This window comes from Leifsonia sp. 10L418 (assembly GCF_056395445.1).
This window is the reverse complement of the sequence record NZ_JBFTJN010000005.1, coordinates 159,925-185,944: the sequence shown is the minus strand read 5'-3', so window position 1 is coordinate 185,944 and position 26,020 is coordinate 159,925. Positions and strand designations below refer to the sequence as shown.

At 64.5% G+C, this 26,020-nt stretch carries 26 protein-coding genes and 1 tRNA gene; 11 read left to right on the top strand and 16 right to left on the bottom strand.

Going from position 1 to position 26,020, the window contains the following annotated elements:
• Positions 1-473: 473 nt before the first annotated feature.
• From thrB to lysA, 4 genes are read right to left on the bottom strand one after another with little or no spacing between them, the layout of a single operon-like run.
• A complete protein-coding gene (thrB, locus tag AC1DCF_RS12535; protein ID WP_477211292.1) occupies positions 474-1,421 on the bottom strand; it encodes a homoserine kinase in 948 nt (315 codons plus the stop codon).
• Positions 1,418-2,524: a threonine synthase gene (gene thrC, locus AC1DCF_RS12530; RefSeq protein WP_441791237.1), complete on the bottom strand. Its 1,107-nt coding sequence runs from the start codon at positions 2,522-2,524 to the stop codon at positions 1,418-1,420. Before thrC ends, thrB begins: the two co-directional genes overlap by 4 nt.
• Entirely contained in the window at positions 2,524-3,861 is a 1,338-nt protein-coding gene (locus tag AC1DCF_RS12525; RefSeq protein WP_477211291.1) for a homoserine dehydrogenase, read from the bottom strand. The genes thrC and AC1DCF_RS12525 overlap by 1 nt, the downstream gene beginning before the upstream one ends.
• On the bottom strand, positions 3,858-5,396 hold the full coding sequence (gene lysA / locus AC1DCF_RS12520; protein WP_477211290.1) for a diaminopimelate decarboxylase: 1,539 nt from the start codon (positions 5,394-5,396) through the stop codon (positions 3,858-3,860). The genes AC1DCF_RS12525 and lysA overlap by 4 nt, the downstream gene beginning before the upstream one ends.
• Positions 5,397-5,690: 294 nt before the next feature.
• Here lysA and AC1DCF_RS12515 point away from each other — a divergent pair, with 294 nt between their 5' ends.
• Both AC1DCF_RS12515 and AC1DCF_RS12510 read left to right on the top strand, forming a co-directional pair.
• Positions 5,691-6,581, top strand: coding sequence for an SDR family NAD(P)-dependent oxidoreductase (locus AC1DCF_RS12515; RefSeq protein ID WP_477211289.1), 891 nt, complete (start codon positions 5,691-5,693; stop codon positions 6,579-6,581).
• 195 nt (positions 6,582-6,776) lie between these two features.
• Complete coding sequence (locus AC1DCF_RS12510) at positions 6,777-7,052, top strand: hypothetical protein (protein ID WP_441791241.1); 276 nt, start codon at positions 6,777-6,779, stop codon at positions 7,050-7,052.
• A 34-nt stretch (positions 7,053-7,086) separates the two neighbouring features.
• On the opposite strand, the gene AC1DCF_RS12505 is transcribed toward AC1DCF_RS12510, so the two are convergent.
• From AC1DCF_RS12505 to AC1DCF_RS12490, 4 genes are all read right to left on the bottom strand, one after another.
• Entirely contained in the window at positions 7,087-7,395 is a 309-nt protein-coding gene (locus AC1DCF_RS12505) for a CHY zinc finger protein (RefSeq protein WP_477211288.1), read from the bottom strand.
• An 11-nt stretch (positions 7,396-7,406) separates the two neighbouring features.
• Positions 7,407-8,648 carry an RNA polymerase sigma factor gene (locus AC1DCF_RS12500; protein WP_477211332.1) on the bottom strand — a complete coding sequence of 414 codons (1,242 nt, stop codon included), beginning with the start codon at positions 8,646-8,648 and terminating at the stop codon, positions 7,407-7,409.
• Between the two features lie 35 nt (positions 8,649-8,683).
• A complete protein-coding gene (locus AC1DCF_RS12495) occupies positions 8,684-9,100 on the bottom strand; it encodes a YciI family protein (protein ID WP_477211287.1) in 417 nt (138 codons plus the stop codon).
• Positions 9,101-9,209: 109 nt separating this feature from the next.
• Entirely contained in the window at positions 9,210-9,920 is a 711-nt protein-coding gene (locus AC1DCF_RS12490; protein WP_477211286.1) for a FadR/GntR family transcriptional regulator, read from the bottom strand.
• A gap of 281 nt (positions 9,921-10,201) precedes the next feature.
• Here AC1DCF_RS12490 and AC1DCF_RS12485 point away from each other — a divergent pair, with 281 nt between their 5' ends.
• The 4 genes from AC1DCF_RS12485 to AC1DCF_RS12470 all read left to right on the top strand — a co-directional run bounded on the left by AC1DCF_RS12485 (position 10,202) and on the right by AC1DCF_RS12470 (position 14,625).
• Positions 10,202-11,428, top strand: a complete 1,227-nt coding sequence (locus AC1DCF_RS12485) for an aminotransferase class V-fold PLP-dependent enzyme (protein WP_477211285.1) — start codon at positions 10,202-10,204, stop codon at positions 11,426-11,428.
• 75 nt (positions 11,429-11,503) lie between these two features.
• Positions 11,504-12,802 (top strand): ABC transporter substrate-binding protein, encoded by a 1,299-nt coding sequence (locus tag AC1DCF_RS12480; protein WP_441791247.1) that lies wholly within the window; start codon positions 11,504-11,506, stop codon positions 12,800-12,802.
• A gap of 12 nt (positions 12,803-12,814) precedes the next feature.
• On the top strand, positions 12,815-13,792 hold the full coding sequence (locus AC1DCF_RS12475) for a carbohydrate ABC transporter permease (protein WP_441791248.1): 978 nt from the start codon (positions 12,815-12,817) through the stop codon (positions 13,790-13,792).
• Positions 13,789-14,625: a carbohydrate ABC transporter permease gene (locus AC1DCF_RS12470; RefSeq protein WP_477211284.1), complete on the top strand. Its 837-nt coding sequence runs from the start codon at positions 13,789-13,791 to the stop codon at positions 14,623-14,625. Before AC1DCF_RS12475 ends, AC1DCF_RS12470 begins: the two co-directional genes overlap by 4 nt.
• An 84-nt stretch (positions 14,626-14,709) precedes the next feature.
• On the opposite strand, the gene AC1DCF_RS12465 is transcribed toward AC1DCF_RS12470, so the two are convergent.
• Positions 14,710-15,669: a DMT family transporter gene (locus AC1DCF_RS12465; RefSeq protein ID WP_477211283.1), complete on the bottom strand. Its 960-nt coding sequence runs from the start codon at positions 15,667-15,669 to the stop codon at positions 14,710-14,712.
• A gap of 63 nt (positions 15,670-15,732) precedes the next feature.
• Between AC1DCF_RS12465 and AC1DCF_RS12460 the strand changes: the two genes are divergently transcribed.
• Both AC1DCF_RS12460 and AC1DCF_RS12455 read left to right on the top strand, forming a co-directional pair.
• Entirely contained in the window at positions 15,733-16,671 is a 939-nt protein-coding gene (locus AC1DCF_RS12460) for a LysR family transcriptional regulator (RefSeq protein ID WP_477211282.1), read from the top strand.
• 147 nt (positions 16,672-16,818) lie between these two features.
• Positions 16,819-17,610 (top strand): hypothetical protein, encoded by a 792-nt coding sequence (locus AC1DCF_RS12455; RefSeq protein ID WP_477211281.1) that lies wholly within the window; start codon positions 16,819-16,821, stop codon positions 17,608-17,610.
• 102 nt (positions 17,611-17,712) lie between these two features.
• Here AC1DCF_RS12455 and AC1DCF_RS12450 read toward each other — a convergent pair whose 3' ends face one another.
• From AC1DCF_RS12450 to AC1DCF_RS12440, 3 genes are all read right to left on the bottom strand, one after another.
• Positions 17,713-18,474 (bottom strand): LmeA family phospholipid-binding protein, encoded by a 762-nt coding sequence (locus AC1DCF_RS12450; RefSeq protein WP_477211280.1) that lies wholly within the window; start codon positions 18,472-18,474, stop codon positions 17,713-17,715.
• A gap of 2 nt (positions 18,475-18,476) precedes the next feature.
• The gene (argS, locus tag AC1DCF_RS12445; RefSeq protein WP_477211279.1) at positions 18,477-20,153 is read right to left on the bottom strand and encodes an arginine--tRNA ligase; all 1,677 of its coding nucleotides are present in this window, start codon (positions 20,151-20,153) and stop codon (positions 18,477-18,479) included.
• Positions 20,154-20,249: 96 nt separating this feature from the next.
• Positions 20,250-20,654 carry a cupin domain-containing protein gene (locus AC1DCF_RS12440; RefSeq protein ID WP_477211278.1) on the bottom strand — a complete coding sequence of 135 codons (405 nt, stop codon included), beginning with the start codon at positions 20,652-20,654 and terminating at the stop codon, positions 20,250-20,252.
• A 241-nt stretch (positions 20,655-20,895) separates the two neighbouring features.
• Between AC1DCF_RS12440 and AC1DCF_RS12435 the strand changes: the two genes are divergently transcribed.
• The 3 genes from AC1DCF_RS12435 (at position 20,896) to AC1DCF_RS12425 (ending at position 22,989) form a co-directional block, all read left to right on the top strand.
• The gene (locus AC1DCF_RS12435) at positions 20,896-21,555 is read left to right on the top strand and encodes an iron ABC transporter ATP-binding protein (RefSeq protein WP_477211277.1); all 660 of its coding nucleotides are present in this window, start codon (positions 20,896-20,898) and stop codon (positions 21,553-21,555) included.
• Between the two features lie 83 nt (positions 21,556-21,638).
• A tRNA-Arg gene (locus AC1DCF_RS12430) sits at positions 21,639-21,710 on the top strand.
• A 718-nt stretch (positions 21,711-22,428) separates the two neighbouring features.
• Complete coding sequence (locus AC1DCF_RS12425) at positions 22,429-22,989, top strand: GDSL-type esterase/lipase family protein (protein ID WP_441791257.1); 561 nt, start codon at positions 22,429-22,431, stop codon at positions 22,987-22,989.
• An 82-nt stretch (positions 22,990-23,071) separates the two neighbouring features.
• Here the strand turns inward: AC1DCF_RS12425 and AC1DCF_RS12420 are convergent, their stop codons facing one another.
• The 4 genes from AC1DCF_RS12420 to AC1DCF_RS12405 form a co-directional block, all read right to left on the bottom strand.
• The gene (locus AC1DCF_RS12420) at positions 23,072-23,605 is read right to left on the bottom strand and encodes a hypothetical protein (RefSeq protein ID WP_477211276.1); all 534 of its coding nucleotides are present in this window, start codon (positions 23,603-23,605) and stop codon (positions 23,072-23,074) included.
• 145 nt (positions 23,606-23,750) lie between these two features.
• A complete protein-coding gene (locus AC1DCF_RS12415) occupies positions 23,751-24,329 on the bottom strand; it encodes a DUF3618 domain-containing protein (protein ID WP_477211275.1) in 579 nt (192 codons plus the stop codon).
• Positions 24,326-24,742 carry a phage holin family protein gene (locus AC1DCF_RS12410; RefSeq protein ID WP_477211274.1) on the bottom strand — a complete coding sequence of 139 codons (417 nt, stop codon included), beginning with the start codon at positions 24,740-24,742 and terminating at the stop codon, positions 24,326-24,328. The genes AC1DCF_RS12415 and AC1DCF_RS12410 overlap by 4 nt, the downstream gene beginning before the upstream one ends.
• Positions 24,739-25,560 carry a hypothetical protein gene (locus AC1DCF_RS12405; RefSeq protein ID WP_477211273.1) on the bottom strand — a complete coding sequence of 274 codons (822 nt, stop codon included), beginning with the start codon at positions 25,558-25,560 and terminating at the stop codon, positions 24,739-24,741. The genes AC1DCF_RS12410 and AC1DCF_RS12405 overlap by 4 nt, the downstream gene beginning before the upstream one ends.
• Between the last annotated feature and the right edge of the window lie 460 nt (positions 25,561-26,020).

Genomic DNA, 26,020 nt, shown 5'->3' with positions numbered 1-26,020 from the left:
TTCCTTTCCCCTGGTGTCTGAATGCTGTGCCAGGAGAGCTGTTGCAGCGACTGAGGCGCTGCGGGTGATCCAACCCGTTTAAGGTGGATTGGAATGAACACACACAGCTACGCACGGAACGCGATAGCAGTGAGTTACAGGGAATGCACCGAAGGCAGAGATTCGCGAGGGGCGACTTCTAACGGGGTGCGTAGCAAGCGTAGCACTGCAGTCTGGGTGATCGTGACACCCCCAACGGGGGTGTGTCGCGGTGTGTCGCGGTGCGGTGGCGGCATCCGCTCGCCGTATTGCGCACCGCGCGGGTTGAAAACCGTGACGCTAGCTGAACTCAACGCGCGCGGCGGTTTTCAACCCGCGCGGCGCTGGGACGGCGAAACGCAGAACTCCCCGCGCGGCGCTAGGGCGGCGAAACGCAGAACTCCCCGCCCACCGAGAGACGGCAGACGAGGAGTTCCGTGAAGCGAAGAGACCGGTTACGCGTCGACGCGCACCGGCGTCGGCGCGACCGTCGCACCGGAGAAGTCCACGGCGAGCATGAGCGCCTGCCACGGGGTCTCCGACTGCGCGGCAACGAGCTCGGCAGCGACGAGACGCTGACCGGGGTCGTTGGCCAGAACCAGCACCGACGGACCGGCGCCGGAAACGACAGCGGCGAAGCCCTGCTCGCGCAGCATGGTGATCAGACGGTTGGTCTCGGGCATGGCCGCGGCGCGGTAGCTCTGGTGCAGCTTGTCTTCGGTGGCCGCAAGCAAGAGCTCTGGGCTCTGGATGAGCGCGGCGATGAGCAGGGCAGAGCGCGACACGTTGAAGACGGCGTCTTCGTGCGGCACCGATTCCGGCTGCAGGCTGCGAGCCAACGCCGTCGACATGGCGTGCTCGGGAACGAACACCAGCGGTGAGACGCCGCGGTGCACGTTGAGACGCTTGTGGCGGGGGCCTTCCGGCGTGGTCCAGGCGATGGTCAATCCGCCGAAGAGGGCGGGCGCGACGTTGTCGGGGTGCCCCTCCATCTCGGTGGCGAGGGCGAGCAGCGCCTCGGAATCGATCTCGACGATTCCCTCGAGCAGACCCTTGGCGGCCATGATGCCCGACACGATTGCGGCACCGGACGAGCCCATGCCGCGGCCGTGCGGGATGACATTGTTCGCGACCAGGTTGAGCCCGGGGAGCTCGACGTTGTAGTGAGCGAAGGTGTGCGCGACGGCACGCACGACGAGGTTGGACTCATCGGTGGGCACCTCGCCTTCGCCGACACCATGCACCTCGACGCTCGCACCCGGGGCATCCCGAACGCTGACCTCAAGCTGGTCGTAGAGCGCGAGCGCGAGTCCGAGGGTGTCGAAGCCGGGGCCGAGGTTCGCGCTGGTCGCGGGAACCTGCACGGTGACGGATCGGCCGGCGAGCAGAGGGTTCAGGCTCATGCCTTGGCCAGCCCCAGCACGCTGGCGACCTCGGCCGTGTCAACGGCCACGATGGTCGGCGTGACGTCGGAACCGTCAGCGGTGCGAAGCGCCCACTGCGGGTCCTTCAGGCCGTGACCGGTGACAGTGAGCACGACGGTTGCGCCGGCCGGGATCTGGCCGGCTTCGGCACGTTCGAGCAAACCGGCAACGCTGATGGCGGATGCCGGCTCAACGAAGATTCCGACCTCGGCCGAGAGGATGCGGTAGGCCTCGAGGATCTTCTCGTCGCTGATCGCGCCGAAGTAACCGTTGCTGGTCTCACGGGCGACCAGCGCGGGCTCCCAGGAGGCCGGGTTGCCGATGCGGATGGCGCTGGCGATGGTTTCTGGGTGCTCAACACGCTTGCCGAGAACGATCGGTGCGCTGCCGGCAGCCTGGAAGCCGAACATGCGCGGAAGCTTCGTGGTGGCGCCACGGGCCAGCTCTTCGCTGTAGCCGCGGAAGTAGGCGGTGTAGTTTCCGGCGTTGCCGACCGGGAGCAGGTGGAAGTCTGGTGCGTCTTCGAGCACCTCGACGACCTCGAAGGCCGCCGTCTTCTGGCCCTCAATGCGGTCGTTGTTGACCGAGTTGACCAGGTGCACCGGGTAGTTGGCGGCGAGGTCGCGAGCGATGTCGAGGCAGTCGTCGAAGTTTCCCTGCACCTGGAGCAACTGGGCGTTGTGGGCGATGGCCTGGCTGAGCTTGCCCATGGCGATCTTGCCCTCCGGCACGAGCACGGCGGCGGTGATGCCGGCGTGCGCGGCGTAGGCGGCGGCCGAGGCGCTCGTGTTGCCGGTCGAGGCGCAGATGATGGCTTTCGCGCCGTCTTCCATTGCCTTCGAGACGGCCATGGTCATGCCGCGGTCCTTGAACGAACCGGTCGGGTTCATTCCTTCGTACTTGATCCAGACCTTCGCACCCGTGCGGGCGGAGAGCGCCGGAGCGGGAAGCAGCGGGGTGCCGCCCTCGCCGAGCGTGATGATGGGCGTGGCATCCGAAATGTCGAGGCGATCGGCGTATTCACGCAGCACGCCGCGCCACTGGCGTGAAACGGGCCGGCTGGACTCTCGTTCGCTGGACATCAGGCTCCTTCAACTCTCAAAACGGATGCGACGTTGGTGACGACGCTGTTGGCGGCAAGGGCTGTGACGGTGGCCGCAAGCGCGGCTTCCGTTGCCTCGTGGGTCGTGATAACCAGGGTAGCCGTCGCCGAGACTGCTTCCTGACTGCCGATGGAGGGCAGGGCAGGGTTCATCGACTGCTCGACCTGCGCCAGCGAGACGCCGTGATCGCTGAAAACACTGGCGATGGTGGCGAGCACGCCGGGCTCATCGCTGACCTCCAGGGTGATCGCGTAGCGCGTCGTGACATGGCCGATGTCGAAGACCGGCAGGTTGGCGTGGCTGGACGCCGCGACGCCTGGTCCGCCCAGAACGTGACGACGGGCGAGCGAGACGAGGTCTCCGAGCACGGCTGACGCAGTTTCGACTCCCCCGGCTCCGGCACCGTAGAACATCAGGCTACCGGCGGCTTCGGCTTCGACGAAGACCGCGTTGTTGGCACCGTGCACGGCCGCCAGCGGGTGGCTGCGGTGCACGAACGCCGGGTAGACCCGCGCCGAGACACCCTCGACGCCCGTGGTCGGGTGGGTGAGACGCTCGCAGATGGCGAGGAGCTTGATGACGTAGCCGGCCTTGCGGGCCGATTCGATCTCCTGCGGGGTGACGCTGGTGATGCCTTCACGGTAAACGTCTTCGAGGGGAACCGTGGTGTGGAAGGCGAGGCTCGCGAGCAGCGCGGCCTTCTGCGCCGCGTCATAACCGCCGATGTCGGCGGTCGGGTCGGCTTCGGCATAGCCGAGCGCCGTCGCGGTGGCGAGCGCTTCTTCGAGAGTGTCGCCCTCGGTGTCCATGCGGTCGAGGATGAAGTTCGTCGTTCCGTTGACGATGCCGAGGATGCGCTTGACGGTGTCACCGGCCAGGCTGTCGCGCAGCGGGCGCACGATCGGGATCGCACCGGCGACGGCCGCCTCGTAGTTGAGCTGTGCGCCCACCTTGTCGGCGGCTTCGAACAGTTCGGGGCCGTGGGCCGCGAGCAGCGCCTTGTTGGCGGTGACGACATCCGCCCCCGAGTTGATCGCCAACAGGATGTAGCTGCGGGCCGGCTCGATTCCGCCCATGAGCTCGACGACGACGTCGGCGCCCAGGATGAGGGATTCGGCGTCGGTGGTGAAGAGTTCGCGCGGCAGGTCGACGGTGCGCTCGGCGTTGACGTCGCGCACGGCGATGCCGATCAGTTCGAGGCCGGCGCCGACGCGGTTGGCGAGTTCTTCCTGCTGCTCGAGCAGCAGGCGGGCGACCTGAGCGCCTACCGAGCCGCCACCGAGCAGGGCGACACGCAAATTGCGGTATTCGATCATCGTGAGCTGTCTTTCAGTTCGTTGGTTTCGGATGTCGCAGTGGTCGAGCTTGTCCCGGTGGTCGAGCCAGTACCGGTGGTCGAGCCAGTACCGGTGGTCGAGCCAGTACCGGTGGTCGAGCTTGTCGAGACCGTTGGGCCTGCCGTGGCCCCGGTGTCGCGGGCGAGCAGATCGTCGATCGTCTCACCGCGAATCAGGATGCGTGCGGTGCCGTCGACGACGGCGACAACCGGCGGACGGCCGAGGTGGTTGTAGTTGTTCGACAACGACCAGCAGTAGGCGCCGGTGGCGGGAACCGCGACGAGGTCGCCGGGGGTCACGTCGCCGGGCAGGTAATCGGCGTCGACGACGATGTCACCGCTCTCGCAGTGCTTGCCGGCGATGCGCACGAGCGCCGGGTCGGCGTCGGAGAGGCGGTTGGCGATGCGCACCGAGTAGTCGGCTTCGTAGAGAGCGGTGCGGGCGTTGTCGCTCATGCCGCCGTTCACGCTCACATAGAGGCGGGTGGCCTGCGTGTCGGCCTGTGCGACCTGCACCGGCTTGATCGTGCCGACCTCGTAGAGGGTGATTCCGGCCGAGCCGATGATGGCGCGGCCTGGCTCGAAGGCGATCGCCGGAATCGGGATCTCCCGCTTCGCGCACTCGGCGGCCACGATGTCGGCAATGCGTGCGGCCAGTTCCTCGATCGGGGTCGGGGTGTCGACGGTCGTGTAGGCGATGCCGAAGCCGCCGCCGAGGTTGAGCTCGGGAACCGGGCCGTCGGCGAGCAGGGCGGCGTGCACCGCGAGCAGGCGGGCCGCCGACTCGGCGAAACCGTCGGCACCGAAGATCTGCGAGCCAATGTGACAGTGCAGTCCGCGGAAGTCGAGGCTCGCATGTGAACGGATAGCTGCGACGAGGCGCGGCGCATCCTCAAGAACGACCCCGAACTTCTGGTCTTCGTGGGCCGTGGCCAAGAAGCTGTGGGTGTGGGCATGCACGCCGCTGTTCACGCGCAGGCGCACCGATTGCACTTTTCCGTGGCGGGCAGCAGCCGCGGCGACGCGCTCGATCTCGATCGGGCTGTCGATGATGATCGTGCCGATGCCGATGCGGGTCGCCTCGTCGATTTCGGCGAGGGACTTGTTGTTGCCGTGGAATCCGAGACGGCTGGCCGGTGCTCCCCCGGCGAGCGCGACGGCGAGTTCTCCGCCGGTGCACACGTCGATGTTGAGGCCTTCGGCGAGCATCCAGCGCACGATCTCGGTTGAGAGGAACGCCTTGCCGGCGTAGTAGACGCGCACGGCGGTGCCGATGCGGGCGAACTCGGTCTCGAAGGCGGTACGGATTTCGCGAGCGCGAGCGCGGGCATCCGTCTCGTCGATCACATAAAGAGGAGTGCCGAATTCGGCCGCCAGAGCGGATGCCGTCAGGCCGCCGATCGTGAGCTCGCCGTCGGCAGAGCGTGTGGTCGTCTTCGGCCAGAGCGCGGGGCTCAAGTCGTTGGCGTCGGCGGGCACGGTCAGCCAGCTGGGGGCAAGGGGATTAGTGGCCACGGGTGAAAACCTCACGGAATGATCGAGTGGGTGTCTCACTGAGTGGCGAGCGAACCCGGGTTGGTCCCTGAAGCCAGTGAATGAATGATCGCCGTGTCAACGAGCGAATACGGGAATTCTAGCGAACGCCTGGTGAGGGTGCCGAATCAACCGTGTGCGTAGGCCCGGGGATACAGGCTGCTGCGAGGATGCGTTTTGCCAGTTTATTGGGTGCCACGTGCCCGGAACGGAATATGACTCCTCTGCGACCAAGCCATCCCGGGCTAGCCAAGCTTCGGTCGTTACGCTGAGCCCATGGATCGCACTCTGCAGGGCATGACCATTGTTGTCACCGGCTCCAGCTCTGGCCTCGGCCGGGAAGCGGTGAAGACGCTCGCCGAGCGCGGGGCCGAGGTGGCCGTCGTCGGGCGCAATCCCGAGCGCACTCGGGCCGTCGCCGCGGACGTCGGCGGGCAGGCTTTTCTCGCCGATTTCGCCTCATTCGGCGAGGTGCGTGCACTGGCCGACGCTCTCCTCGAGCGCTATCCATCAATCACAGTGTTGGCCAACAACGCGGGCGGCCTCGTTTCCAAGCGCACGATGACCGAAGACGGCCACGAACTGACGATTCAGTCGAACTTTCTCTCGCCGTTTCTGCTGACGCGACTGCTGCTTCCGCGTCTCGAGGCGACGGCATCCGCTGCGGGCATCGACCCGGTGACGGATGCTGCTGGTCACGCCGTCAGGGTGATCTCGACCGCGAGCGTGGCCAACCGGTTCGGCCAGCTTCGCCTCGACGACCTCGATTGGGAGAAGCGGCGCTGGAACGGAGGCTGGCGCGCTTACGGCACCGCGAAGATCGCGACCATTCTGTTCACACGTGAACTCGCGCGTCGAACCCGGGACAGCGGAATCGCCGCGTACTCATTCCACCCGGGTTTCGTGACCACACGCTTTGGCGCCGATTCACGACTCATGAAGGTCGGCGCGCTCTTCGGCAACGGAGGCCTGAGCATCACCCCACAGGCCGGGGCCGCTCCCCTGGTGCATCTGGCCACAGCCGAGTCGATTCCGTCGCCGAGCGGAACCTACTTCGACGGGGTACAACCCAACGGAGCGTCGAGCAAGCAGGCGCGCGATCTGGCGCTCGCCGGCGATCTCTGGGCTGCGGCCGAGAAGCTCACGGGGGTCGCGGCGGTTTGCTGATTGAGCCCCGTTGGTCGAGGAGCGAGCGCCAGCGAGCGTCTCGAGACCTCGCGAGCCGGCCTTCGGACGCCACCACGTTCAAGGATTGGCTCACGAGATCTCGAGACGCGGCCTCCTTCGTCGGCTGCTCCTCGATCACCGAGACTGCCGAATGCGCGAGACTAAAGGGTCACACTCACGAAGTCAGGAATCACGATGATCACGCTCAAGCAGGATGCCGATGGCTACATCCGCATGAACAAGCACTTTCCGCAGACCGTCGCGATTGCGATCGCCTTCACCGATGGCTCGGTCGAGCAGTTCTCGGGGAGCCAGCTCAATGAGTTTTACGACGCGGCTCAGGCCGAGTTCCGCGCCGAGAATCACCTCGACGCCAAGGGGTTCTCTCGCCGGCCGGCCAAGACTGTGCAGTCCAAGAGCAGCATCGACTACGTGCCGGTTCAGCCCGGTATGGGCACGCCCTCAGCCTGACCCTCTGCGGATGGCGCGCCTGACCGTCGAGTAGCTACTCGAAGTAGAGGTGCTTGTGCAGCCGGCAGCCCTCGTTGAACTCGGCAGCGCAGTGCGGGCATTCGCTGACCTCAAAGTAGGTCGTAATGGACAGCGTCTGTTGGCAGACCCCGCAGAGAATCGCGTGTTCGCCCTGTCGCTCGACAGGCCACTGGCGCGCCTCGTGGTCTGCGGTCTGCTCGTGGCAGAGATGGCACGGGTAGAACCGTTCGCAGCAGACGAACTTGATCGCGACGACATCCTGTGCGGTTGCGTAGTGAACGCACCGGGTCTGGTCGTCGATCGGCTTGCCGTAAATCTCCACACTCCACGGTCTCACAGTTGAGAGTTGTGCGGTGCGTTCGCGCGTTCGCGCAACAGCGCCCGCTCGCGCTCGTTCTGCGTGAGATCCGCCGCGCGCTCGAACTCACCGCGGGCCTCCGTGGAACGACCCAGTTTCACCAGCAGATCACCCCGCACGGCCGGCAACAGGTGGTAGCGGGTGAGGGCACCGGTGGCCACGATCGCGTCAACGATTCGAAGCCCTTCGGCAGGCCCGGCCGCCATCGAGACCGCGACGGCCCGGTTCAATTCGACAACCGGCGACGGTGTGAGCCGGGCCAGTTGGTCGTAGAGCGCGGCGATGCGAGCCCAGTCGGTCTCGTCGGCCCGGCGGGCGCGGGCATGGCAGGCGGCGATGGATGCCTGCAGCAGGTACGGCCCCGGCGCGGCACCGCGCGCCTCGGCTTGGGATCTCGCCAGCGCGGTCAGCCCGCGGCGGATCAACATCTGATCCCAGCGCGACCTGTCCTGGTCGAGCAACAGCACCGGCTCTCCGCTGCGATTCGTGCGGGCACCCATCCGGGAGGCTTGGATCTCCATCAGGGCAACGAGACCGTGCACCTCCGATTGGCCAGGGATGAGCCCCGCGAGCACCCGGCCCAGCCGAAGCGCCTCTTCGCAGAGTGCCGGGCGCATCCAGTCGTCGCCTGCTGTGGCCGAGTACCCCTCATTGAAAATGAGGTAGATCACTTCGAGCACCGAGCTCAGGCGAGCGCCGAACTCGGCGCGGGAGGGCACCTCGAATGGAACGTGCGCCTCGGAGATCGTGCGTTTGGCGCGCACAATCCGTTGCGCGAGAGTGGCCGGTGGAGTGAGGAAGGCGCGGGCGATCTCCTCGGTTGACAGCCCGCCGAGCAACCGGAGGGTGAGGGCGACCCGCGCCTGACGCGAGATGACCGGGTGGCAGGCGATGAAGACGAGCCGCAGCAGATCGTCGCCGACCGGGTCGTCGAGCGCCTCAACATCCGCGTCGCCGGGATGCAGCGACGTGCGCTCGTCGGTGCGCAGGTCGGCGGCGAGCATGCCGTACTTCTTGCCGAGGGTTTCTTGACGGCGCCAGTTGTCGATGGCCCGGCGTTTGGCGGTGGCCGTGAGCCAGGCACCGGCGTTGCGCGGGATGCCGGACTGCGGCCACTGTTCCAGCGCCTCGACGAGGGCATCCTGCGCCAGTTCTTCGGCGAGGCCGATGTCGCCGACAAACCGCACGAGCGTGGCGATGAGGCGGCCCGACTCCATTCGCCAGACTGCCTCAATCGCGCGGTTCGTTTCGATCACGCGGTGCGGGACTCCCCGTGCTCCTCGCGCCACTGGATCTCTTTCTTCACGAACTCGTTGTCCTGATCGAACTCCGACACGTCGAAGACCTGGCGCACCTCGATCTCACCCGTCTTGAGGGGCACGCGCTTGGCTCGCTCGATGGCCTCCTCGCGGGAGGCGGCCTGGATGATCCAGAAGCCGGCGATGAGTTCCTTGGTCTCGGTGAACGGGCCGTCGATGACCGTGCGGTCGTCGTCGGAGAACTCGACCCGGGCGCCAGAGGCGCTGCCGTGCAGTCCCTCGCCGGCCAGCATCACGCCGTCGGCGATGAGTTCTTCGTTGTAGCGCCCCATTGCGTTCAAGTCTTCGTCTGTCGGAGTCGCGGCCGACTCGGTGTTCTCATCGGCCTTGAGCAGCAGCATGAACTTCATGGCGGATCACGTTCCTTCGTTCGTTGTGGGTCTTTTCGAGATGAGGCGGTTTTACCTCATACTCTGACGTCGAACGGGACGGCGTGCAATCGACATGCTGACGGAGTTTTTACGTTTTCTGGTGCAGGCCTGCGATCTCGGTAACGGGTGGCTGGTACAGACGCAACCAGGCATCGGTCTGCGCAACGTGGGCCGCAGCCGCCACGGATGCTGCAGCCGGGTCGCGCGCTACAATCGCGTCGGCAATCGCCCGGTGGCCGAGGTCGCTGATTCGTTTGAGCTCAGCCCCGTTCGGCAGCTCGAAAACTTGATAGGCACGCGACCGGGAGCGGAACACGCCGAGCAGCGCCATCAAAGTGGGGTTACCGCCCGAGCCCGCGATTGCTGCATGGAAACGGGAGTCGTATGCTGCGGCCAGCTCGGTGTCGTCGGTGGCCTCCATTTGCGCGATCAGGCTGAGCAGCTCAGCCTCCGTTTCGTCTGTGACGCGCGCCGCCGCTTGCGCCGCCGCGTGGGCTTCCAAAACGCGACGCAGCTCGTACATGTCGAGCAACCCCGAGAGTGGAAGCAGGTCGACGGTCAGCGCGAGCGACCCAATGATCTCCTCGGCGCGCAGCTGCGAGACATACGTTCCCGAACCATGCCGCGACTCGATCACGCCGAGCGCTGACAGCATCCGCACCGCTTCACGCAGCGACCCGCGGGAGACGCCGAGTTCGTCGCAGAGTTCGGACTCCGGCGGAAATTTTTGCTCTGCGACTAGGCGTCCAGAGGAAATCATCTGCCGCAGGCCGTGAAATGCGTCGTCGACAGCAGACATCCGGTTCCCCTCGTTGGTCTCACGTCGCAGACGCCGGTCTCGCCGCGTCCGCATGCCACATGGTAGCGGGGCAGCACCCACCGACGCGGCATTTTCTCTTGGTTTCAAGCATAATCATCGCTCACACCCCCTGCAACAAAGTTGTTAGATGACTTTTTGGCATTTGACCCCTAAGCTCACTGTTCACGGCCTTGAAACAAAGATGTAATCGAAGTCATCTGATCTCTCACTAGAGTCGTACGCACCTCCCCCTCGTGAACAGACAGGAAACCCGCCGGCATATGAGCACCATCCGAGCCACCGCTCCCCTCGCCCTCTCACTGCCTGACGGCCGGCCCGCCGCCGCGGCCTGGACATTGGACACCGACTCGATCCACATCAACCACGGCTCGTTCGGCGCGGTTCCACTGGTGGCGCAGTTGCACCAGAATGCGCTGCGCGCCGAGATGGATGCCGCTCCGGTCGCGTGGTTTCCGGCCCTGCCCGACCGCGTGAAGGAAGCCCGCCTGGCGATTGCCGATTTTCTCGGCGTCGACCCCGGCATCACCGCACTCGTTCCGAACGCGAGCGGCGGGGCCAGTGTTGTCTTCACCTCCCTGCCGGTGCGGGAAGGCGTCGAAATTGTCGTCACCGACCACGGCTACGGTGCGGTCACCATGGGCGCTGAGCGGCTGGCCCGGCGCTGGAATGGAACGGTGCGCACGGCCCACGTTCCGCTGAATGCCACCGCCGCCGAGGCTCACGACGCGATCATGGCCGAAGTCACCGATGCGACCGGCTTGATCGTCATCGACCAGATCACCTCCCCGACCGCCCGGTTGCTTCCGGTGCAGTCGATCGCCGCCGAGGCACGCCTCCGCGGAATTCCCACCCTGGTCGACGGCGCTCACGTTCCCGGCCTCTATGACCGCCCGCTCGACGGCCTCGACTGCGACTTCTGGCTCGGCAACCTGCACAAGTTCGGCTGCGCGCCCCGCGGCACGGCCGCGCTCGTCGCGCAGGGCCCGCTCGCCGAGGAGCTCTACCCGTTGATCGATTCCTGGGGCGCCCCGTATCCCTTCCCCGACCGATTCGACAGCCAGGGCACCCTCGATCAGACGAGCTACCTCGCCGCCCCCACCGCACTCGACTTCATCGAGGACACCTGGGGTTGGGATGCCGCGCGCAACTACCTGACCGAGTTGGCCGACTATGCCGAACACACCATCGCCAATGCATTCGGCGCACTCACCGGGGAAGACCACCGTGTCGACGTCGGGATGCCCGTTAACGGGTTGCGCCTGGTGCGACTGCCCGCCGGCCTGGCCGAAACCCATGACGATGCCAACGCCCTACGCGACCGGGTGATCGCCGAACTCGGCGTCGAGGGCGCCTTCACGAGCTTCGAAGGCATCGGCTACTACCGACTGTCGACCCACGTGTACAACACGTCGGCCGACTTCGACTACTTCGCCCTGCACTGTGTTCCCGTGCTGGGCGAGTGGGCGCGCGCGGCAACGCGCGCCTAGCTTCACCCGTTTCACGCATCACGAACCTGCACCATCATCGCTCCACCCCACCATCACCATGAAAAGAGGAAAACTGTGACTCTCAAGAAGTCATTCGTCGGTCTCGGTCTCGGTCTCGTCGCAGCGCTCGCCTTCAGCGGATGCTCCGCCACTCCGAGCGACGGTACCGTCACGCTGCAGATGGTCGAAAGCCTGACCAACCCGGCACGCACCGAGGTCATCAAGGGCCTCATCTCAGAATTCGAGGCGGAGAATCCAGGCATCAATGTCGAACTGATCTCCCCTCCCACCGATCAGGCCGACCAGAAGATTCAGCAGATGCTGCAGGCCGGCAGCGGAGTCGACGTACTTGAGGTGCGCGACATCACCGTTGGCTCATTCGTTGCAAACGGCTGGCTGTCTGACATGTCGACCGAGCTGGCCGATTGGAAGGGCTGGGACAACCTCACCGACAACGCCGCGAAGTACGCCAAGACCGCCGATGGCAAGACCTACTACGTGCCGTACGGCTTCTATGGGCTCAGCCTCTTCTACCGCTCCGACCTGGTGAAGGAAGCCGGTTTCAGCGCCCCGCCGACCAGCTGGGATGACCTGCTCGAGCAGGCGACTGCCATCCAGGATCCCGACAAGAACAAGTTCGGCTACGCGTTCCGTGGCGGCACAAACGGAAACTCGAACGTCGTTGTCGCGATTGAGGCGTTCGTGGCCGATCAGATCGACCAGGACAACGCGTTCAAGCTGACCAACGGCAAAACGATCTTCTCGGCCCCCGAAGCGCGCGACGCGCTGAAGACCTACTTCAACATCTTCGAGCAGGCATCCCCGCCCTCGTCGGTGGCCTGGGGCTACCCCGAAATGGTCGAGGCGTTCTCGAACGGTTCCACGGCCTTCCTGCTGCAGGACCCCGAGGTCATCGCGACGATCTCTGAATCGACCTCCGTCACCGCCGACCAGTGGAACACCGCTCCCCTGCTCACCGGCCCGACCGGCAAGGCAATCCAGCCCATGGCCACGGCGGGCTGGGGCACCGCAGCGAAGAGCGAGCACAAGGCAGAAGCAGCCAAGCTGATCTCGTTCCTCTCCGAGGGCGACGCGGCGACGACGTTCGCACAGAAGAACAGCCTCGTGCCGATTCTGAAGGATGCCGCCGACAGCGAGTTCTACAAGACCGGCGCCTGGGCCAGCTACGTCACGATGAACGAGAACCCCGACACCTACATCACCGCGGTGCAGCCTCGGGACTCCGCCTGGTGGACCGAATGGATTCAGAAGTCTGACTCCGAGCTGCAGCAGGTGTTGATCGGTCAGATGACGCAGGAGGAGCTGCTCGCGAGCTGGGACAGCTATTGGACCGACAAGTGGAAGAATTCCTAGGCCACACTCCCCATGACTCAAACACTCACTGAGACCCTGGAGCGCCCGCAGACCGCGGGCGCTCCGGCGGGGCCGCCGGCCCGCATCCGCTACTCGCGGAAACGCTCGTTCACCATGCGCAAGGGCCTGACGATCTTGGGATTCATGGCTCCGGCCATCCTGTTCGTCGCGGTGTTCATCTATTACCCGATGCTCTCGGGCAGCCAGATGGCGTTTCGCAATTGGAACCTCTCCAACCTCTCGGACACCTCGTTTGTCGGGCTCAAGAACTTTCAGACGATTTTTGCCGACCCCGTCTTCTACACGGTGCTGCGCAACACCGCGGTCTGGGTGATCGGCTCGATCATTCCGCAGCTCGTGATCGGCTTCGCGATTGCCCTGTGGCTGCGCCGCAAATTTCGGTTCCGTGGCCTGTACCAGGCCCTCATCTTCTTTCCGTGGGCGATCTCCGGCTTTCTGATCGGCATCCTGTTCCGCTGGATGTTCAACAGCGAGTTTGGCGTGATCAACGACCTGCTGCAGAAAGCCGGCCTGATCGACACCCCCATCCCCTGGCTGGCTGACCCGACGACGGCGATGATCGCCGTCACGATCGCCAACGTCTGGTACGGCGTGACGTTCTTCGCAATCATGATTCTCGCCGCGCTGCAGTCGGTGCCCGACGAACTCTTCGAAGCCGCCGCACTCGACGGCGCGGGCAAGGTGCGTACCCTGTTCCAGATCACGATTCCGTACATCCGGATGACCCTGGCTCTGACGATCCTGCTGCGCGTGATCTGGATCTTCAACTTTCCCGACATCATCTGGGCCATGACCGGCGGTGGGCCGGCCAACCAGACGCACATCGTGACCACCTGGATGATCCAGACCACGCAGCGCGGCGACTACGGCATGGCTTCGGCGATCGGCCTGATCATCGTGGCGATCCTGATTGTGTTCTCTGCCTTCTATCTGATGGCCATTCGTGAGAAGAAGGCGGTTCAGTCGTGATCGACAGAGAAACGATTCCGGCCCGTGTCGTTCGGGTCTTGTTCCTCGGGCTGTGGTTGGTCATAACGATCTTCCCGCTCTACTGGATCATCATCACCTCGTTCAAGACGCCCGGGGCGATCTTCAGCTACCCGCTCACCTACTGGCCAGAGGTGTTCTCGTTTGACAACTACATCGGCCTGTTCGAGAAGGCCCAGTTCGGCACCTACATCGGCAATAGCCTGCTCGTCGCCACCGTGGCGGCAACCCTGGCGACCCTGATCTCGATGCTCTCGGCCTATGTGCTGGCCCGGTTCGAGTTTCGGAGCAAGGGTCTGCTGCTGATGGCGTTTCTGGTCACCCAGATGATTCCCGCCTTCATCGCCCTCGGCCCGCTCTACCTGATGATGGTGAACCTGGGCCTGGTCGACAACAAGATGGGCCTGATGCTCATCTACATCGCCGTCTGTATCCCGTTCTCGACGATCATGTTGCGCGGCTTCTTCGCCAACGTGCCCGACGCGCTCGAGGAAGCGGCGATGATCGACGGCTTGTCCCGGCTCGGCGCGCTGTTCAAGGTGATCGTGCCGGTGATGAAACCGGGAATCGTCGCGGCGTTCATCTTCAACTTCGTGAACTGCTGGAACGAGCTGTTCCTGTCGGTCACGTTGATGAACCGGGACTCCAACAAGACAATCCCGACCGCCCTGAACGGCTTCATCTCGAGCTTCAACATCGACTGGGGTTCGATGTCGGCTGCCGCGGTGCTGACGATCCTCCCGACGATGCTGCTCTTTGCGTTCGCGAGCCGCTACATCGTGCAGGGTCTGACCGCCGGAGCGGTCAAGGGCTAGGTCGATCGTTGATCGAGCGCTCCCGGTGATCGAGCGCTCCCGGTGATCGAGCTTGTCGAGATCTCGTGACGGGGTCTCGACAAGCTACCGGTGATCGAGCTTGTCGAGATCTCGCTGGCCGGTCTCGACAAGCTCGACCACCGGGTTTTGCTCGACCACCGGCGTTTTGCTCGACCACCGCGCGCGCAGACGGTCGCCAAGCACCACCGTCACAACCCCCACAATCACCACGGCTCCGCCGACGAGCTCGCCCGGGTAGGGCACCTCCCCCAGCCAGATGAATGAGATCAGCACGGCGACCGGCGGAACCAGGTACAGCAGCGAGGTCGACGTCGCCATCGACATCCGCGCGACGGCGTAGCCCCAGAGCACGAAGCCGAGTGCCGACGGGAGCACCGCGAGGTAGACGGCCGCCCACCACGCCGCCGGACTGGCCTGGCCGAGATCGTCCCAGGCGAATGGCACGGTCGGTAGCAGCATGACTGCGCCGCCCACCATGCAATACGTCGCCACCTCCAGGCCCGAGTACTTCTTGAGCAGCGGCTTGGTGAGCGGGTGATAGATGCCCTGCACGACCATCGCCGCGATCACAATCCAGAGGGCGGATGACACGGTGAAGCCCGAGCGGGTCAGGGAGACCAGGGCCACACCCGCGAGAGCCACGGCGCTCCCGATGATTTTCAGGCCGGTGAGTCGCTCGCCCAGCAGTCCCGCCGCGAGAGCGACGCTCACGAGCGGAGCGGCCGCCACGATGATGCTGGCGGTGCCGGCCGGAACGTCGAGTTCGCCCCAGTTCAGCAGCACTTGGTAGGCGGCCATCCCGAAGAACGCGCAGGCAAGAATCAGCGGGAGGTCGCGCCGGGCCGGAATGCGGACCTTGAGGATCGGGGCCAGCACCAGGAGCAGCAGGGCAGCGATCGCCAACCGGGCGAGGGAGAGGCCGGCCACGCCGAGCTCGGGGGCCGCAACCCGGATCGCCGGGAAAGCGCTCGCCCAGAGCACGACGACGGCCAGGCCGGAGAGAAGGGCTCGAGGGGATCGCATAACTTCAGCTTTGCCGACATCCGTCAACATATCTATTTACTTCTTCTGTTCAGAGGCGTAAGTATGGTTGATGTGTTGGACATCCGAAAACTACGCATGCTCGCCGAGCTCGAGCGGCTCGGCACGATCGCCGCCGTCGCCCAAACGCTGCATTTGACCGCCCCCGGGGTGTCGATGCAGCTCGCCGCTCTCGAACGGGAAGTGGGCCTGTCGCTCACCGAACGCAACGGTCGGCGGCTCACTCTCACGCCGGCCGGGCGGTTGCTCGCTTCACACGGACGTTCCCTGGTGGAGATGCTCTCGCTGGCTGAAATGGAAGTAGGTGCGCTGCAAGAAGGTTCGGCTGGCACCTACCGTGTGGCCGCGTTCCCGTCGATTGCGCGCTCGATTGTCGCCGACACCTGGGCCCGTCTGCGCGAGAACCCGGAGTTGGGCGTGAGGATCGAACTCATCGAGATGGAACCCGAAGACTCGCTTCCGGCTCTCGCCGCTGGGGAGGTCGACATCGCGCTGAGCCACTCCTATTCGAATCTGCCGGCGACGCTTTCGCCCAATCTCGTGGCCGTTCCCCTCGCATCCGAGACGGTGTGGCTGGCCTCACGCGCCGATCCTTCCGATCCTTCCGGCGTCGAGCTGGCCGGGTATGCGACGGCCGACTGGGTTGTTCCGCACCGCAACTGGTCGTGCTATGAGATGGTGCAGCGCGCGTGCGGCCTGGCCGGATTCACCCCGCGGATCGTCGCCGAGGCCACCGACTTCTCGGTCATTCTCGCGCTCGTGGCGGCGGGCGCCGGGGTCGCACTGGTGCCGCACCTCGCCGTCGGGCATCTGCCGGCTGGGGTGACGCTGCGCTCGCTGACTGTTCCCGTGGTTCGGTACGACACGGTCGTGACGCGGCAAGCGACAGCCGCTGACCTAGGCGCGCAACGCATTCTCGCGCTTCTGGCCGACTCGGCTGCACGTCTGGTGCCGGCTCCAATCGGCTCCGGCGATGGCCGCTGATCAGGGAACGCCGCCTCCACCTTGCACGGGGATGACCCTTTTTCGCTTCTGAACTTCAGGCTCATATGACCCTGTAGTTCAGAAGCGAAAATACACATCTCGATCTCGCGCCAGAGCGGCCGCGGATCGACCCGGTACGCTCACGACATGACGGCCGACGACAAGGCGCACCGCGTAGACCTGCAACGGCTCGCGTTCGGGCGCGCCGACTCCCCCGCCGAGAAAGCACGCGCCGACGAGGCGCTGCGGCAGCTACAGGCGGCGGAAGCGGCAGCCATCCGTGCTGCTTCCGATGCCAAGGATGCTGAATCCCACGCCGCTGAAGGCGCCGCCACGGATGCTGGCAGATCAGACTCAGTGAGCGCGGACGAGCCCGCGGGCATGGCCCCAATCCACGGCTTCGTCGAGCCAAACTCTCCCCCTCGCCTGCTTCAGAGAGCTCCCCGTTGGCTGATCCCAGTGGTCGCAGTTGGCCTGGTCGTCATCGGAGCGATCGGTGGGGCCGCAGCGAGCGGCAGTGCGTCGGATTCAGCGGCTCGTCCGTCAGCGGCGCCGACGAGCCACCCTGCCGTCGTGCCGTTTGCTGAGCGCGACTGGTCCGCTGATCCCCAAGCCGCAGAGCGTTGGTTCAACGGCGAACGAACCGCAGCGGACGAGCTCCCGTATCCGGTTGCCGATCTCGGATCGGGCAGCTCGATCGACCCGGCGACCGCCCGACTTGTCATGCAAGTCCCGGGCGAATTCCCCTGGAACCTCTGGGTCGCGAGAACCAGCGCAGGCGGATACTGCCTGTACATGGCGTACCCAAGCGACGGAACGTCGGACTACATCTGCAAAACGAGCGAGGTCTTCGCCGCGTCAGGACTGGAATTCTTCTCCAGTCCCGGTGCACAAGTGCGCTGGGACGGAAGCAGGCTTTCTATCTACGATGAAAAGTAGCGGTGATCGAGCCTGTTAAGGAGCGATCGCCAGCCAGCGTCTCGAGAACGGCGAGCGAGGTCTCGACAAGCTCGACCACCGGCCGGGCTCGACTACTGGCCGCTAACCCGCGGAGCAGCTGCCCAACGTGTTCAGGGCATCCGGCGACAGCGACAGCGTGTTCGACGCCAACGTGATCTGCAGGCGCTCCGGCGTGACGTCGACGCCGGTCAGGGTGACACCTTCCGGCAGGTACTCGGCGACGCAGATGGCCACCGGCTTCTGCCCGAGAATGAGGTTGACGACCCCGCTCACGTCGAGTGAGCCGAGCGAGCTGGTCAGTTCCGCCGAGGTCGGCGTGAGGTACAGCGTGTCGCCGGCCGCCTGCGGAACCGCCGTCGCCGTGTAACCGATCGACGTTCCGAACACCTCGATCGAACCCGAGTAGCTCACGTCACCGTCGCGCAGCTCCAGCGTCGCATCCGGAACGTTGACGGCCTGGCTGAGCAGCGTGTTCAGCGACTTCTGGTCGAGATCGATCGTGCCGGTGACCGTGCCGATCTGTTTCGCGGTGTTGGTGGGAACATCCTTCGCCACGACATCGACCACAGCCGTCGCCCCGTTCACCGCGAGGTTCGATGAGGTGAGCTGCACCTGCTCGAAGCTGCCGGCCAAGAACTGGCCGATCACCGAGAATCCGCCGATCGCCACGTTGACGTCGCCGGTCACGCCCTCCGGCAGGTTGCTGGAGATCTCTTGCTCGACCTTGCTCTGAGCGACGCTGCGCGCGATCGCATCGGCGACGAAGAACAGCACGATCAGTGCGACCACCGAGGCGCCGACAATGATCAGAACACGGTTGCGGCGACTCACGGTGGCGGCCATGACTACATCTTCTCGGGAGCGGAGACGCCGAGCAAGCCGAGGCCGTTGCGGATGACCTGACCGGTGGCGTCGTTCAGCCAGAGGCGGGTGCGGTGCACGTCGGTGACGGGTTCTTCACCGAGCGGGATGACGCGGCAGTTGTCGTACCAGCGGTGGTAGTAGCCGGCGACCTCTTCGATGTAGCGAGCGACGCGGTGCGGTTCACGCAGTTCGGCGGCCTGGGCGACGACGCGCGGGAACTCCTGCAGCACACCGAGCAGAGCAGACTCGCTGTCGTGCACGAGCAGCTCGGGGGCGAAGACCGAGCGGTCGACACCGGATGCGGCGGCGTTGCGGGCCACCGAACAGGTGCGTGCGTGGGCGTACTGCACGTAGAAGACGGGGTTCTCGTTGGTGTGCTTGCCGAGCAGGTCGAGGTCGATGTCGAGCTGCGAGTCACTGCTCGAGCGCACCAGGGCGTAGCGACCGGCATCCACACCCACGGCGTCGACGAGGTCGTCGAGGGTGACGATGGTGCCGGCGCGCTTGGACATGCGCACGGGCTCGCCGTCGCGCAGCAGGTTGACCATCTGGCCAATCAGAATCTGCAGGTGAACGCCGGGGGTGTCACCGAACGCCTCGGCCATGGCCATCATGCGGCCGACGTAGCCGTGGTGGTCGGCGCCGAGCATGATGAGGTTTTGGTCGAAGCCGCGCTCACGCTTGTCGAGGTAGTAGCCGATGTCGCCCGAGATGTAGGCGGGCTCGCCGTTCGAGCGGATGATGACGCGGTCGCGGTCATCGCCGAAGTCGGTGGTGCGCAGCCAGATGGCGCCGTCTTCTTCGAAGATGTGGCCCTGTTCGCGCAGGCGCTCGATGGCGCGTTCGACCGCGCCCGACTCGTGCAGGGAGTCTTCGTGGAAGTAGACATCGAAGTCGACGCCGAAGCCGTGCAGCTTTTCTTTGATCTCGGTGAACATGAGCTCGACGCCGACCGCGCGGAAGACTTCCTGCTGCTCGTCGCGCGGCAGAGCGGCAATGTCGCCGTCATACAGGGCGACGACGTTGGCGGCGATGTCGGCGATGTACGCTCCGCCGTAGCCGTCTTCCGGCGTGGGCTCGCCGAGGTAGGCGGCGAGCACGCTGCGAGCGAAGCGGTCGATCTGCGAACCGTGGTCGTTGAAGTAGTACTCGCGCGTGACATCCGCGCCCTCGGCCTGCAGCACGCGGGCGAGGCTGTCGCCGACGGCGGCCCAGCGCACGCCGCCCATGTGGATCGGTCCGGTGGGGTTGGCCGAGACGAACTCGAGGTTGATCTTGATACCGTCGTACATGTGCCCGGTACCGTATGCGCTGCCGGCGTCGACGATGGTCTTCGCGAGCGCGCCGGCGGCGGCGGCTTCAAGACGGATGTTGATGAACCCGGGGCCGGCGATCTCAACGGATGCGACGCCGTCGAGGGCTTCGAGTCCGGCGGCAAGTTCGGCGGCGACCTCGCGCGGGTTCGATCCGAGCGGCTTGGCGATCTTCATCGAGATGCTGGAAGCCCAGTCGCCGTGGTCGCGGTTGCGCGGGCGTTCGAGGGTGACATCGGCGAGAGTGAGGCCGAGGTCTGCGATCTCGTTCCCGGCCTGGCGTCGTCGCTCAACGAGCGCGTTGACGAGGTCGAACAGGGCTTGGGAGAGTTCAGCAGGAGTCACACGCTCAATCTTACGGGCGCGAAGCTGAACGCCGTGAAAACGGCGGCTTCGCGTGGGCGCGGTTGGCCACGCAGGATCAGGGGCGCCTACGTACTGCTACCTCAGTCGCGGCCTCTGCAGATGAGAGGTGTCCGCCATCGCGTAGATGGGTGCGCTGACGAGTTCGAGCGAGACGAACGGGGCGTCTCCGACGACGTGGGCGTCGTGACCCGGCGGGATTGTGTAGGTGTCGCCCGCGGTAATCAAGATGCGGGTGCCATCGATGGTTTCGACCTCGATCTCTCCCGAGATGCAGTACCCGACGTGGTTCACCTCGCAGTGCTCGGTACCGACGATCGGTTTGATGCAGCCCGACCAACTCCAGCCGGGTTCGAACGTGAGACGTCCAATCGAATAGTCGCCAAGAGTGTTGACTTCGATGGTGGTCATATCGGGGGTGCGGCGGTCGTCGGGAAAGTCGAGCGACTTGACTTCCAGGCGCTTCACGACGTTGTCGGCCATGACAATCTCCTTGGATTGCGTTCTGATGGAATTGTGGATTCGATCTGATCTGGGTTGGATCTGCGCTGGCCACGCCGACATTCGAGCAGGCACGTGGCCGCTCATTTCATGCTATTCCGGGCCGAACGGCTGTCAACCGGGTGGCGTGGCGGCGGCAGGCTGGTGGCCCGAGTCTGGCAACCTGTCGCGTCGTGAAGTTGAATAGCCGGAACGGCATAGATCGCTTGCTAAGGTCAAACCCGTGCCAGCCCTCATGCCTTCTACACGCATCCGCCCGTCAACCAGCCGTCGCGTTCGTCGGAGCGCCGTCGCTCCCATGGCCGCCGGAATGCTCGTGCTTCTTGCCTTGACCGCCTGCGCCGCAGAGCCGCCGAAGGGTGGCTCATCGACGACGCCCTCCGCCGCTGCATCGGCGACCCCCGGTGCGACGGATGTCCCCGGCGCGACTCCGACGCCGACGCCGACGCCTGAAGCAACGGGAACCCCGGTCACGCTCACCTGCGACGAGATTCTGACGCCGGACGACGTCTATGCGTTCAACCCGAATTACGGCACCGACCCGGGTTTCGAGCCGAGTGGCGCTGCAGCGAAGACTGCGGTGAAGTATGACGGTGTGGCGTGTGGCTGGCTCAACCAGACCAGTGGCGCGATCATCGAGGTGTCGGTCACGCAGCCGAACGACGTACTGCAGACCACGCTGATCGATCAGGCGCTGAAGTCGAGCAAGATCGTTCCGACCTATGGCCCGCCGCCGATCGAGGGATTCTTTGGCGTTGCCGATGGAGTGGGCACCGCACAGGTGCTGTCCGGCTCTCACTGGGTAACGGTGAGCTCGACCGAGTTCTTCGAGCCAGGCGACGCGCAGACCCTTGTGGCTTCGGCGTTGTCGCACCTGGGGTAGTTTCGCGGGTCGCTTCGTTACCGGGGCCGTCGCGAGTGGCGGATTTTCGTCTCTCAGATACTGGTAACGTAGTGACCACCCTGGCCCCCATAGCTCAGGGGATAGAGCACTGCCCTCCGGAGGCAGGGGCCGCAGTTCGAATCTGCGTGGGGGCACATTTTGTCACGTGACACCCTAGTTCGGACTTTTGCCACCTAGTTCGGACTGCGCAATACCACGCAACTCAGGATTCCCCCGTAGATGAGACCTTTGGAGGCGAGCTTGATTCCTAGCTCGCTGGCCAGCGTCACTTCGGGTGCATCGGATGTCTAGGCCGACTCGCGCGAAACCGCGTGACCTGACTGAGTCTTGGCCGGATTCCCCGTCGTCTACAGCGCCTGGGGAGGTCGCTAGACAGTTCGCCCTCAATCTGAAGTCCTCCATTGGAGAGCGAAGCCTTCGTGCCGCGGCTGCGGAGTGCGGGCTTGTGCACGTCACGCTCGCCTCCATCCTTGATGGTCGTGTTTGGCCTGACCTGGAAACGATCGCGAAGCTCGAATCAGGTTTGAGCGCCCGGCTGTGGCCATCTTCCTGAGCCAAGTGTCCGACTTGTGAGACAGCCTTCTGCACGGCAGGGCCACCCGACATCTGGTTCGTACGCTTGTCGGCCGGCCTTTGAGCCGAGCATCGACTCGCTGCTTTGCAACAGCACAGATCTACCCCCAAACGGGGGGTGGAAGCGTTACGATAGCGGCGACAGCGTGGTCCAAGGAATACGCCAGATAACGTTCTTCAGCACCAAGCATCCCGCGAACCTGCGCCGCAGAGGCCGCGACGCAAAGTGGCTTCGGCTTCCCGCCCGTGCTCGACGCATGATGCGCATAGGAGGTCTCGATGTTGAGATCAATCGCCTTTCTCGGTGACGGGCTCATCGAGGGAGGCTTGTGGCAAGAATGGTTCCCGGATTTCGAGATACATAATCTGGGAGTAAGCGGAGACACCACTGCTGAGCTGAAGGGACGACTGGACGCGGTCTTCGCTCTCCAACCGGACGCCGTCGTTCTGCAGATTGGCGCCAACGATCTGAGCTGGCACCGATCAGACGAGTACATCGTGCGCAATATCGAAACAATCTTGTGTTCGATCCGCAGGCAGTTGCCGACGACACGTATCCTGCTGCAATCCGTTCTTCCGCGCGAGCGTGAGTTTGCTGAGACGATCCAGTCCATTAATCGTCACCTATGGCAGTTCGCGCCCACTCAATATGCGCAGTATCTCGACCTGTGGGCGGTGTTGGCGGATTCGGACGGTGAAATTGGTCACGCACTCTCAACGGATCGACTTCATCTGAGCGCTGAAGGCTACGACGCATGGCGGACCAAACTGAAGCCCATCCTGGAAAGCCTGTTCGAACTGCCATTCACGACGTCGGCGATCCAGATTCAGCAGGCCTGAGTTACTTCTGAGCGGTGCGCTCTACCCGCTCCAGGTGTGAAATTCCTTGGCTTGTGGCGCCTACGTGGAGATGCCCTCGGTGCTATCGGTCCCCGATCGCTTCCTGTACTGCGGCTGATACTTCCTCGGAGGAAGAGCTGAGTCCGGATTCGGCGCTCCGTTGGCGAACGACCGCCTCAATGTCGGTGAGAGGATGCTGTCCTCCGAGGTCGGAGAGAGTCTGGGCGACTATCCCACTCAGCTTTGTTCGTTCGGAAACGTCGTCTTGGTCCAGGACCGGTTTGTCTTGCGTATGAGCATCCTCTTTGCCAGGAACCTGACCTGCCTCATTCACGTTCGCGCTCCATCCATTTCCTTGATTCACCGGCACCAGCAAGCGCTTGGGCTTGGGCTTGGGCTTGGGCTTGAACCGGTTTGATCTGCACCTGCCCGTGCCGAGCCAACCGGCACATGTCGATCTCACTTCTTTTTTGATTTTGCAGCGGCCTTCGAGCGGGACGAGCCTTTCTGGTGGGCATTCGTCGAGGGGTTCGGAGTCCTCGTCACAGGAGGCTCCGAACCAGTGGTGGCAGCGCTCTTCAGCGCGCCGAACGTCATTCATGTCGACATCTGCCATCTACGATGACTAAATTTCAGAGCGGAACGAGGGCGTTTCGAACGAAGCGAAGCGGGTAACTGTCCTGCCGTCGGCAAGATCAGACCACGTCGGTATCTCGGCGACCCGACGGCGTGGACACTATTGCGCCTGTGGCGTCTCCCGTCTATGGCCGTGAGCCTCCCTCCTGGACGGCTTGCGTCGCGTCGACGGTCTGGTCCTTCAGATCTGTGACGGCGGATGTCGCTTCCGACTTCACTGCGTCGACCCCTTCGATGGCTGTCTCCTTCACAGCCTCGGCTGCCTCCTCGGCAGGCTCGCGCAGGTCGTCAGTTATGTCCATCGCCGCGCGTTGCACTTCTTTGATGAGGGGCTCGGCGGCGTCTGTGAGTGACTCTGCGATCTCCTTTTCCTTTGTGCTGGCCGGGACCAGCGACGCGGCGAGCCAGCCCACTCCGAATGCGATCAGGCCCACAGCCAGCGGATTTCCTTTGGCCTTCTCGACCGCCTTGTGCGGGGCATCGGCGAGAGCATCGGCCACATCAGATCCCGCTTCACGAACATCTGCCGTTGACCCCATCACGCGTTCCGTCGCCCTGCCGATGGCGCTCTTCACCTTCTCCGTCTGGCGGTGGGCAATCTTCGAGGGGGTCACCTTGTCCGCCAAGGCGTCCACATCACTTCCGAGTTCGGACCGCGTGCGCTCGATGTCGGCACGAATCTGGTCCGGGTCGCTGTTCGTCATCGGTTTTCCTCATTTCTTCTGAGTGTTTCGGGAATTTCTTTGAGTGTGTCGACCGTCTGGGGGGCACCCTTGACGGTCTTCATCTTGCGTTGGGCCGACAGGAACAGGACGAGGGCCACGACGGCCCACACCACCGCGATCACGACGGCTGACCAGGCGTTGCCGATGAGGTAGCCCAGGCCCCACCAGGCAGCGATCGACAGGAAGAACACCGTCATCGTGCCGCCGTATGCCGCGGCACCATACATTCCGGCGGCCTTGCCGGTGCGAGTGGCAGATTCACGCAGCTCCGCCTTGGCGAGTTCGAGTTCCTGCCGGATCAGCGTGGAAACATCACGCGTGACCTCGCCGAGCAAGTCGCCCAGAGAGTTCTTCGCGGCCTGTTCCTCCGAAGGGGTAGGGGCGTCAGTCATCGCCGTTCGCCACCTTCAGTCGACTGGACACCGGCGTGCTGACCGTGCGCGAGGGACGCCCCGTCGTAGATCGGTGTAGCCGAACCCGCTTGGATATCTGGGTCGATGTTGACCGATGAGTACCTGGGACCCCGGCTGCCGACCGAGCCTGCCGTGGTCGAGCCGGGAGTGACGCCGGCCGGCGCCACGGCGTCCGTGGAGAGGGTCTGACCCGCTGCGCTCGCTTGCGACTCAGCGGATCCACTGGCAACCGACCGAGTAAGCCGACCAGCCAGCACGCCCGCAGCAGCGGCGATCGCGATAAAGGTACCGGGCTTCTCCCGGGCAAACCTGCGCACTTCCTCAAGGAGCGAGCCTGGATCACGATCACCGAGCCACAACGCAACGCTTCCGGTCTTTGCCGCAGCCTGCCGCACAAGGTCGGTAGCCATGCCGTCCTTTTCGGAGTTGTCAGCCATGCGCTGGAGCTCGTCGCTGATCGAAACCAGGCCAGCCGCGACACGTTCCTGCTGGGTGCTTGCCTGCTCGAAGAGCTCCTCCTTGGCTTCGGAGAAGAGGTCGCTGACCTGTACCTTCACTTCGGAGGCGACCTTCGCGGCCTCATCTTTGGCAACCCCCGCAACTCTCTGTCCCGACTCCGCCGCCTGCTCGCCAAGATGAGCTGCCTCGTCCTTGACGAGAGAAGAACGGTCGCCGGCGCTAGGGGTCGCAACAATCACCGATTCCTCGCCGGCAACCGGCGGTAGGACCTCTTCGCTAGGTAGGCCGGTCACTGCGTCGTCCTCTCGGGGCGGAACCGGCGGGTAAAGATTCGACATGTCATTTCCCTTTCTCTGGATCCGGCTGGCACGCCAAACGGCATGGTTCGTCGGTCGATTTCGCATGGGTATTTGGATTTGCGCATGCGTATTTTTGAAGGAGCGAGGGCCCCTTGAAACGAGGGCGTCAGCTCAGGCCCCGATGGCAAGCATTCGAACCGTCTTGACGGCGACTGTGCGCCTGGTGGTCTACTTGCCCGCTACAGTTGCCCGCTACATGGCCATTTGGACTTACTCGCTACGTCAAAACTGTCTGGCTTTTGCTAGACGAAACTGCTGGCAGCAGCGCTGAATGAGGCGGTCACGCAGGATGCGCCATGCTCGGACAGCCGTTTATCACGCACCCGCCACGTTCCATCGCCGACCTCCTGCACATGGAGATCACCGAGGCTGCGCGGCCCGCATTCCCTTACTGTCGCTCCAGCGAATGGCCAGGCCTTGAGGAACATCGTGCATCATT

Coding starts and splice junctions, on each gene's coding strand:
- AC1DCF_RS12425 (WP_441791257.1), top strand. CDS start 22,429: ATGTTGAGATCAATCGCCTTTCTCGGTGACGGGCTCATCGAGGGAGGC.
- AC1DCF_RS12420 (WP_477211276.1), bottom strand. CDS start 23,605: ATGGCAGATGTCGACATGAATGACGTTCGGCGCGCTGAAGAGCGCTGC.
- AC1DCF_RS12525 (WP_477211291.1), bottom strand. CDS start 3,861: ATGATCGAATACCGCAATTTGCGTGTCGCCCTGCTCGGTGGCGGCTCG.
- AC1DCF_RS12490 (WP_477211286.1), bottom strand. CDS start 9,920: ATGTCTGCTGTCGACGACGCATTTCACGGCCTGCGGCAGATGATTTCC.
- AC1DCF_RS12405 (WP_477211273.1), bottom strand. CDS start 25,560: ATGTCGAATCTTTACCCGCCGGTTCCGCCCCGAGAGGACGACGCAGTG.
- AC1DCF_RS12455 (WP_477211281.1), top strand. CDS start 16,819: ATGACGGCCGACGACAAGGCGCACCGCGTAGACCTGCAACGGCTCGCG.
- AC1DCF_RS12440 (WP_477211278.1), bottom strand. CDS start 20,654: ATGGCCGACAACGTCGTGAAGCGCCTGGAAGTCAAGTCGCTCGACTTT.
- thrC (WP_441791237.1), bottom strand. CDS start 2,524: ATGTCCAGCGAACGAGAGTCCAGCCGGCCCGTTTCACGCCAGTGGCGC.
- AC1DCF_RS12465 (WP_477211283.1), bottom strand. CDS start 15,669: ATGCGATCCCCTCGAGCCCTTCTCTCCGGCCTGGCCGTCGTCGTGCTC.
- AC1DCF_RS12410 (WP_477211274.1), bottom strand. CDS start 24,742: ATGACTGACGCCCCTACCCCTTCGGAGGAACAGGCCGCGAAGAACTCT.
- AC1DCF_RS12475 (WP_441791248.1), top strand. CDS start 12,815: ATGACTCAAACACTCACTGAGACCCTGGAGCGCCCGCAGACCGCGGGC.
- AC1DCF_RS12510 (WP_441791241.1), top strand. CDS start 6,777: ATGATCACGCTCAAGCAGGATGCCGATGGCTACATCCGCATGAACAAG.
- AC1DCF_RS12415 (WP_477211275.1), bottom strand. CDS start 24,329: ATGACGAACAGCGACCCGGACCAGATTCGTGCCGACATCGAGCGCACG.
- AC1DCF_RS12500 (WP_477211332.1), bottom strand. CDS start 8,648: ATGGAGTCGGGCCGCCTCATCGCCACGCTCGTGCGGTTTGTCGGCGAC.
- AC1DCF_RS12495 (WP_477211287.1), bottom strand. CDS start 9,100: ATGAAGTTCATGCTGCTGCTCAAGGCCGATGAGAACACCGAGTCGGCC.
- AC1DCF_RS12515 (WP_477211289.1), top strand. CDS start 5,691: ATGGATCGCACTCTGCAGGGCATGACCATTGTTGTCACCGGCTCCAGC.
- thrB (WP_477211292.1), bottom strand. CDS start 1,421: ATGAGCCTGAACCCTCTGCTCGCCGGCCGATCCGTCACCGTGCAGGTT.
- AC1DCF_RS12485 (WP_477211285.1), top strand. CDS start 10,202: ATGAGCACCATCCGAGCCACCGCTCCCCTCGCCCTCTCACTGCCTGAC.
- AC1DCF_RS12450 (WP_477211280.1), bottom strand. CDS start 18,474: ATGGCCGCCACCGTGAGTCGCCGCAACCGTGTTCTGATCATTGTCGGC.
- AC1DCF_RS12460 (WP_477211282.1), top strand. CDS start 15,733: ATGGTTGATGTGTTGGACATCCGAAAACTACGCATGCTCGCCGAGCTC.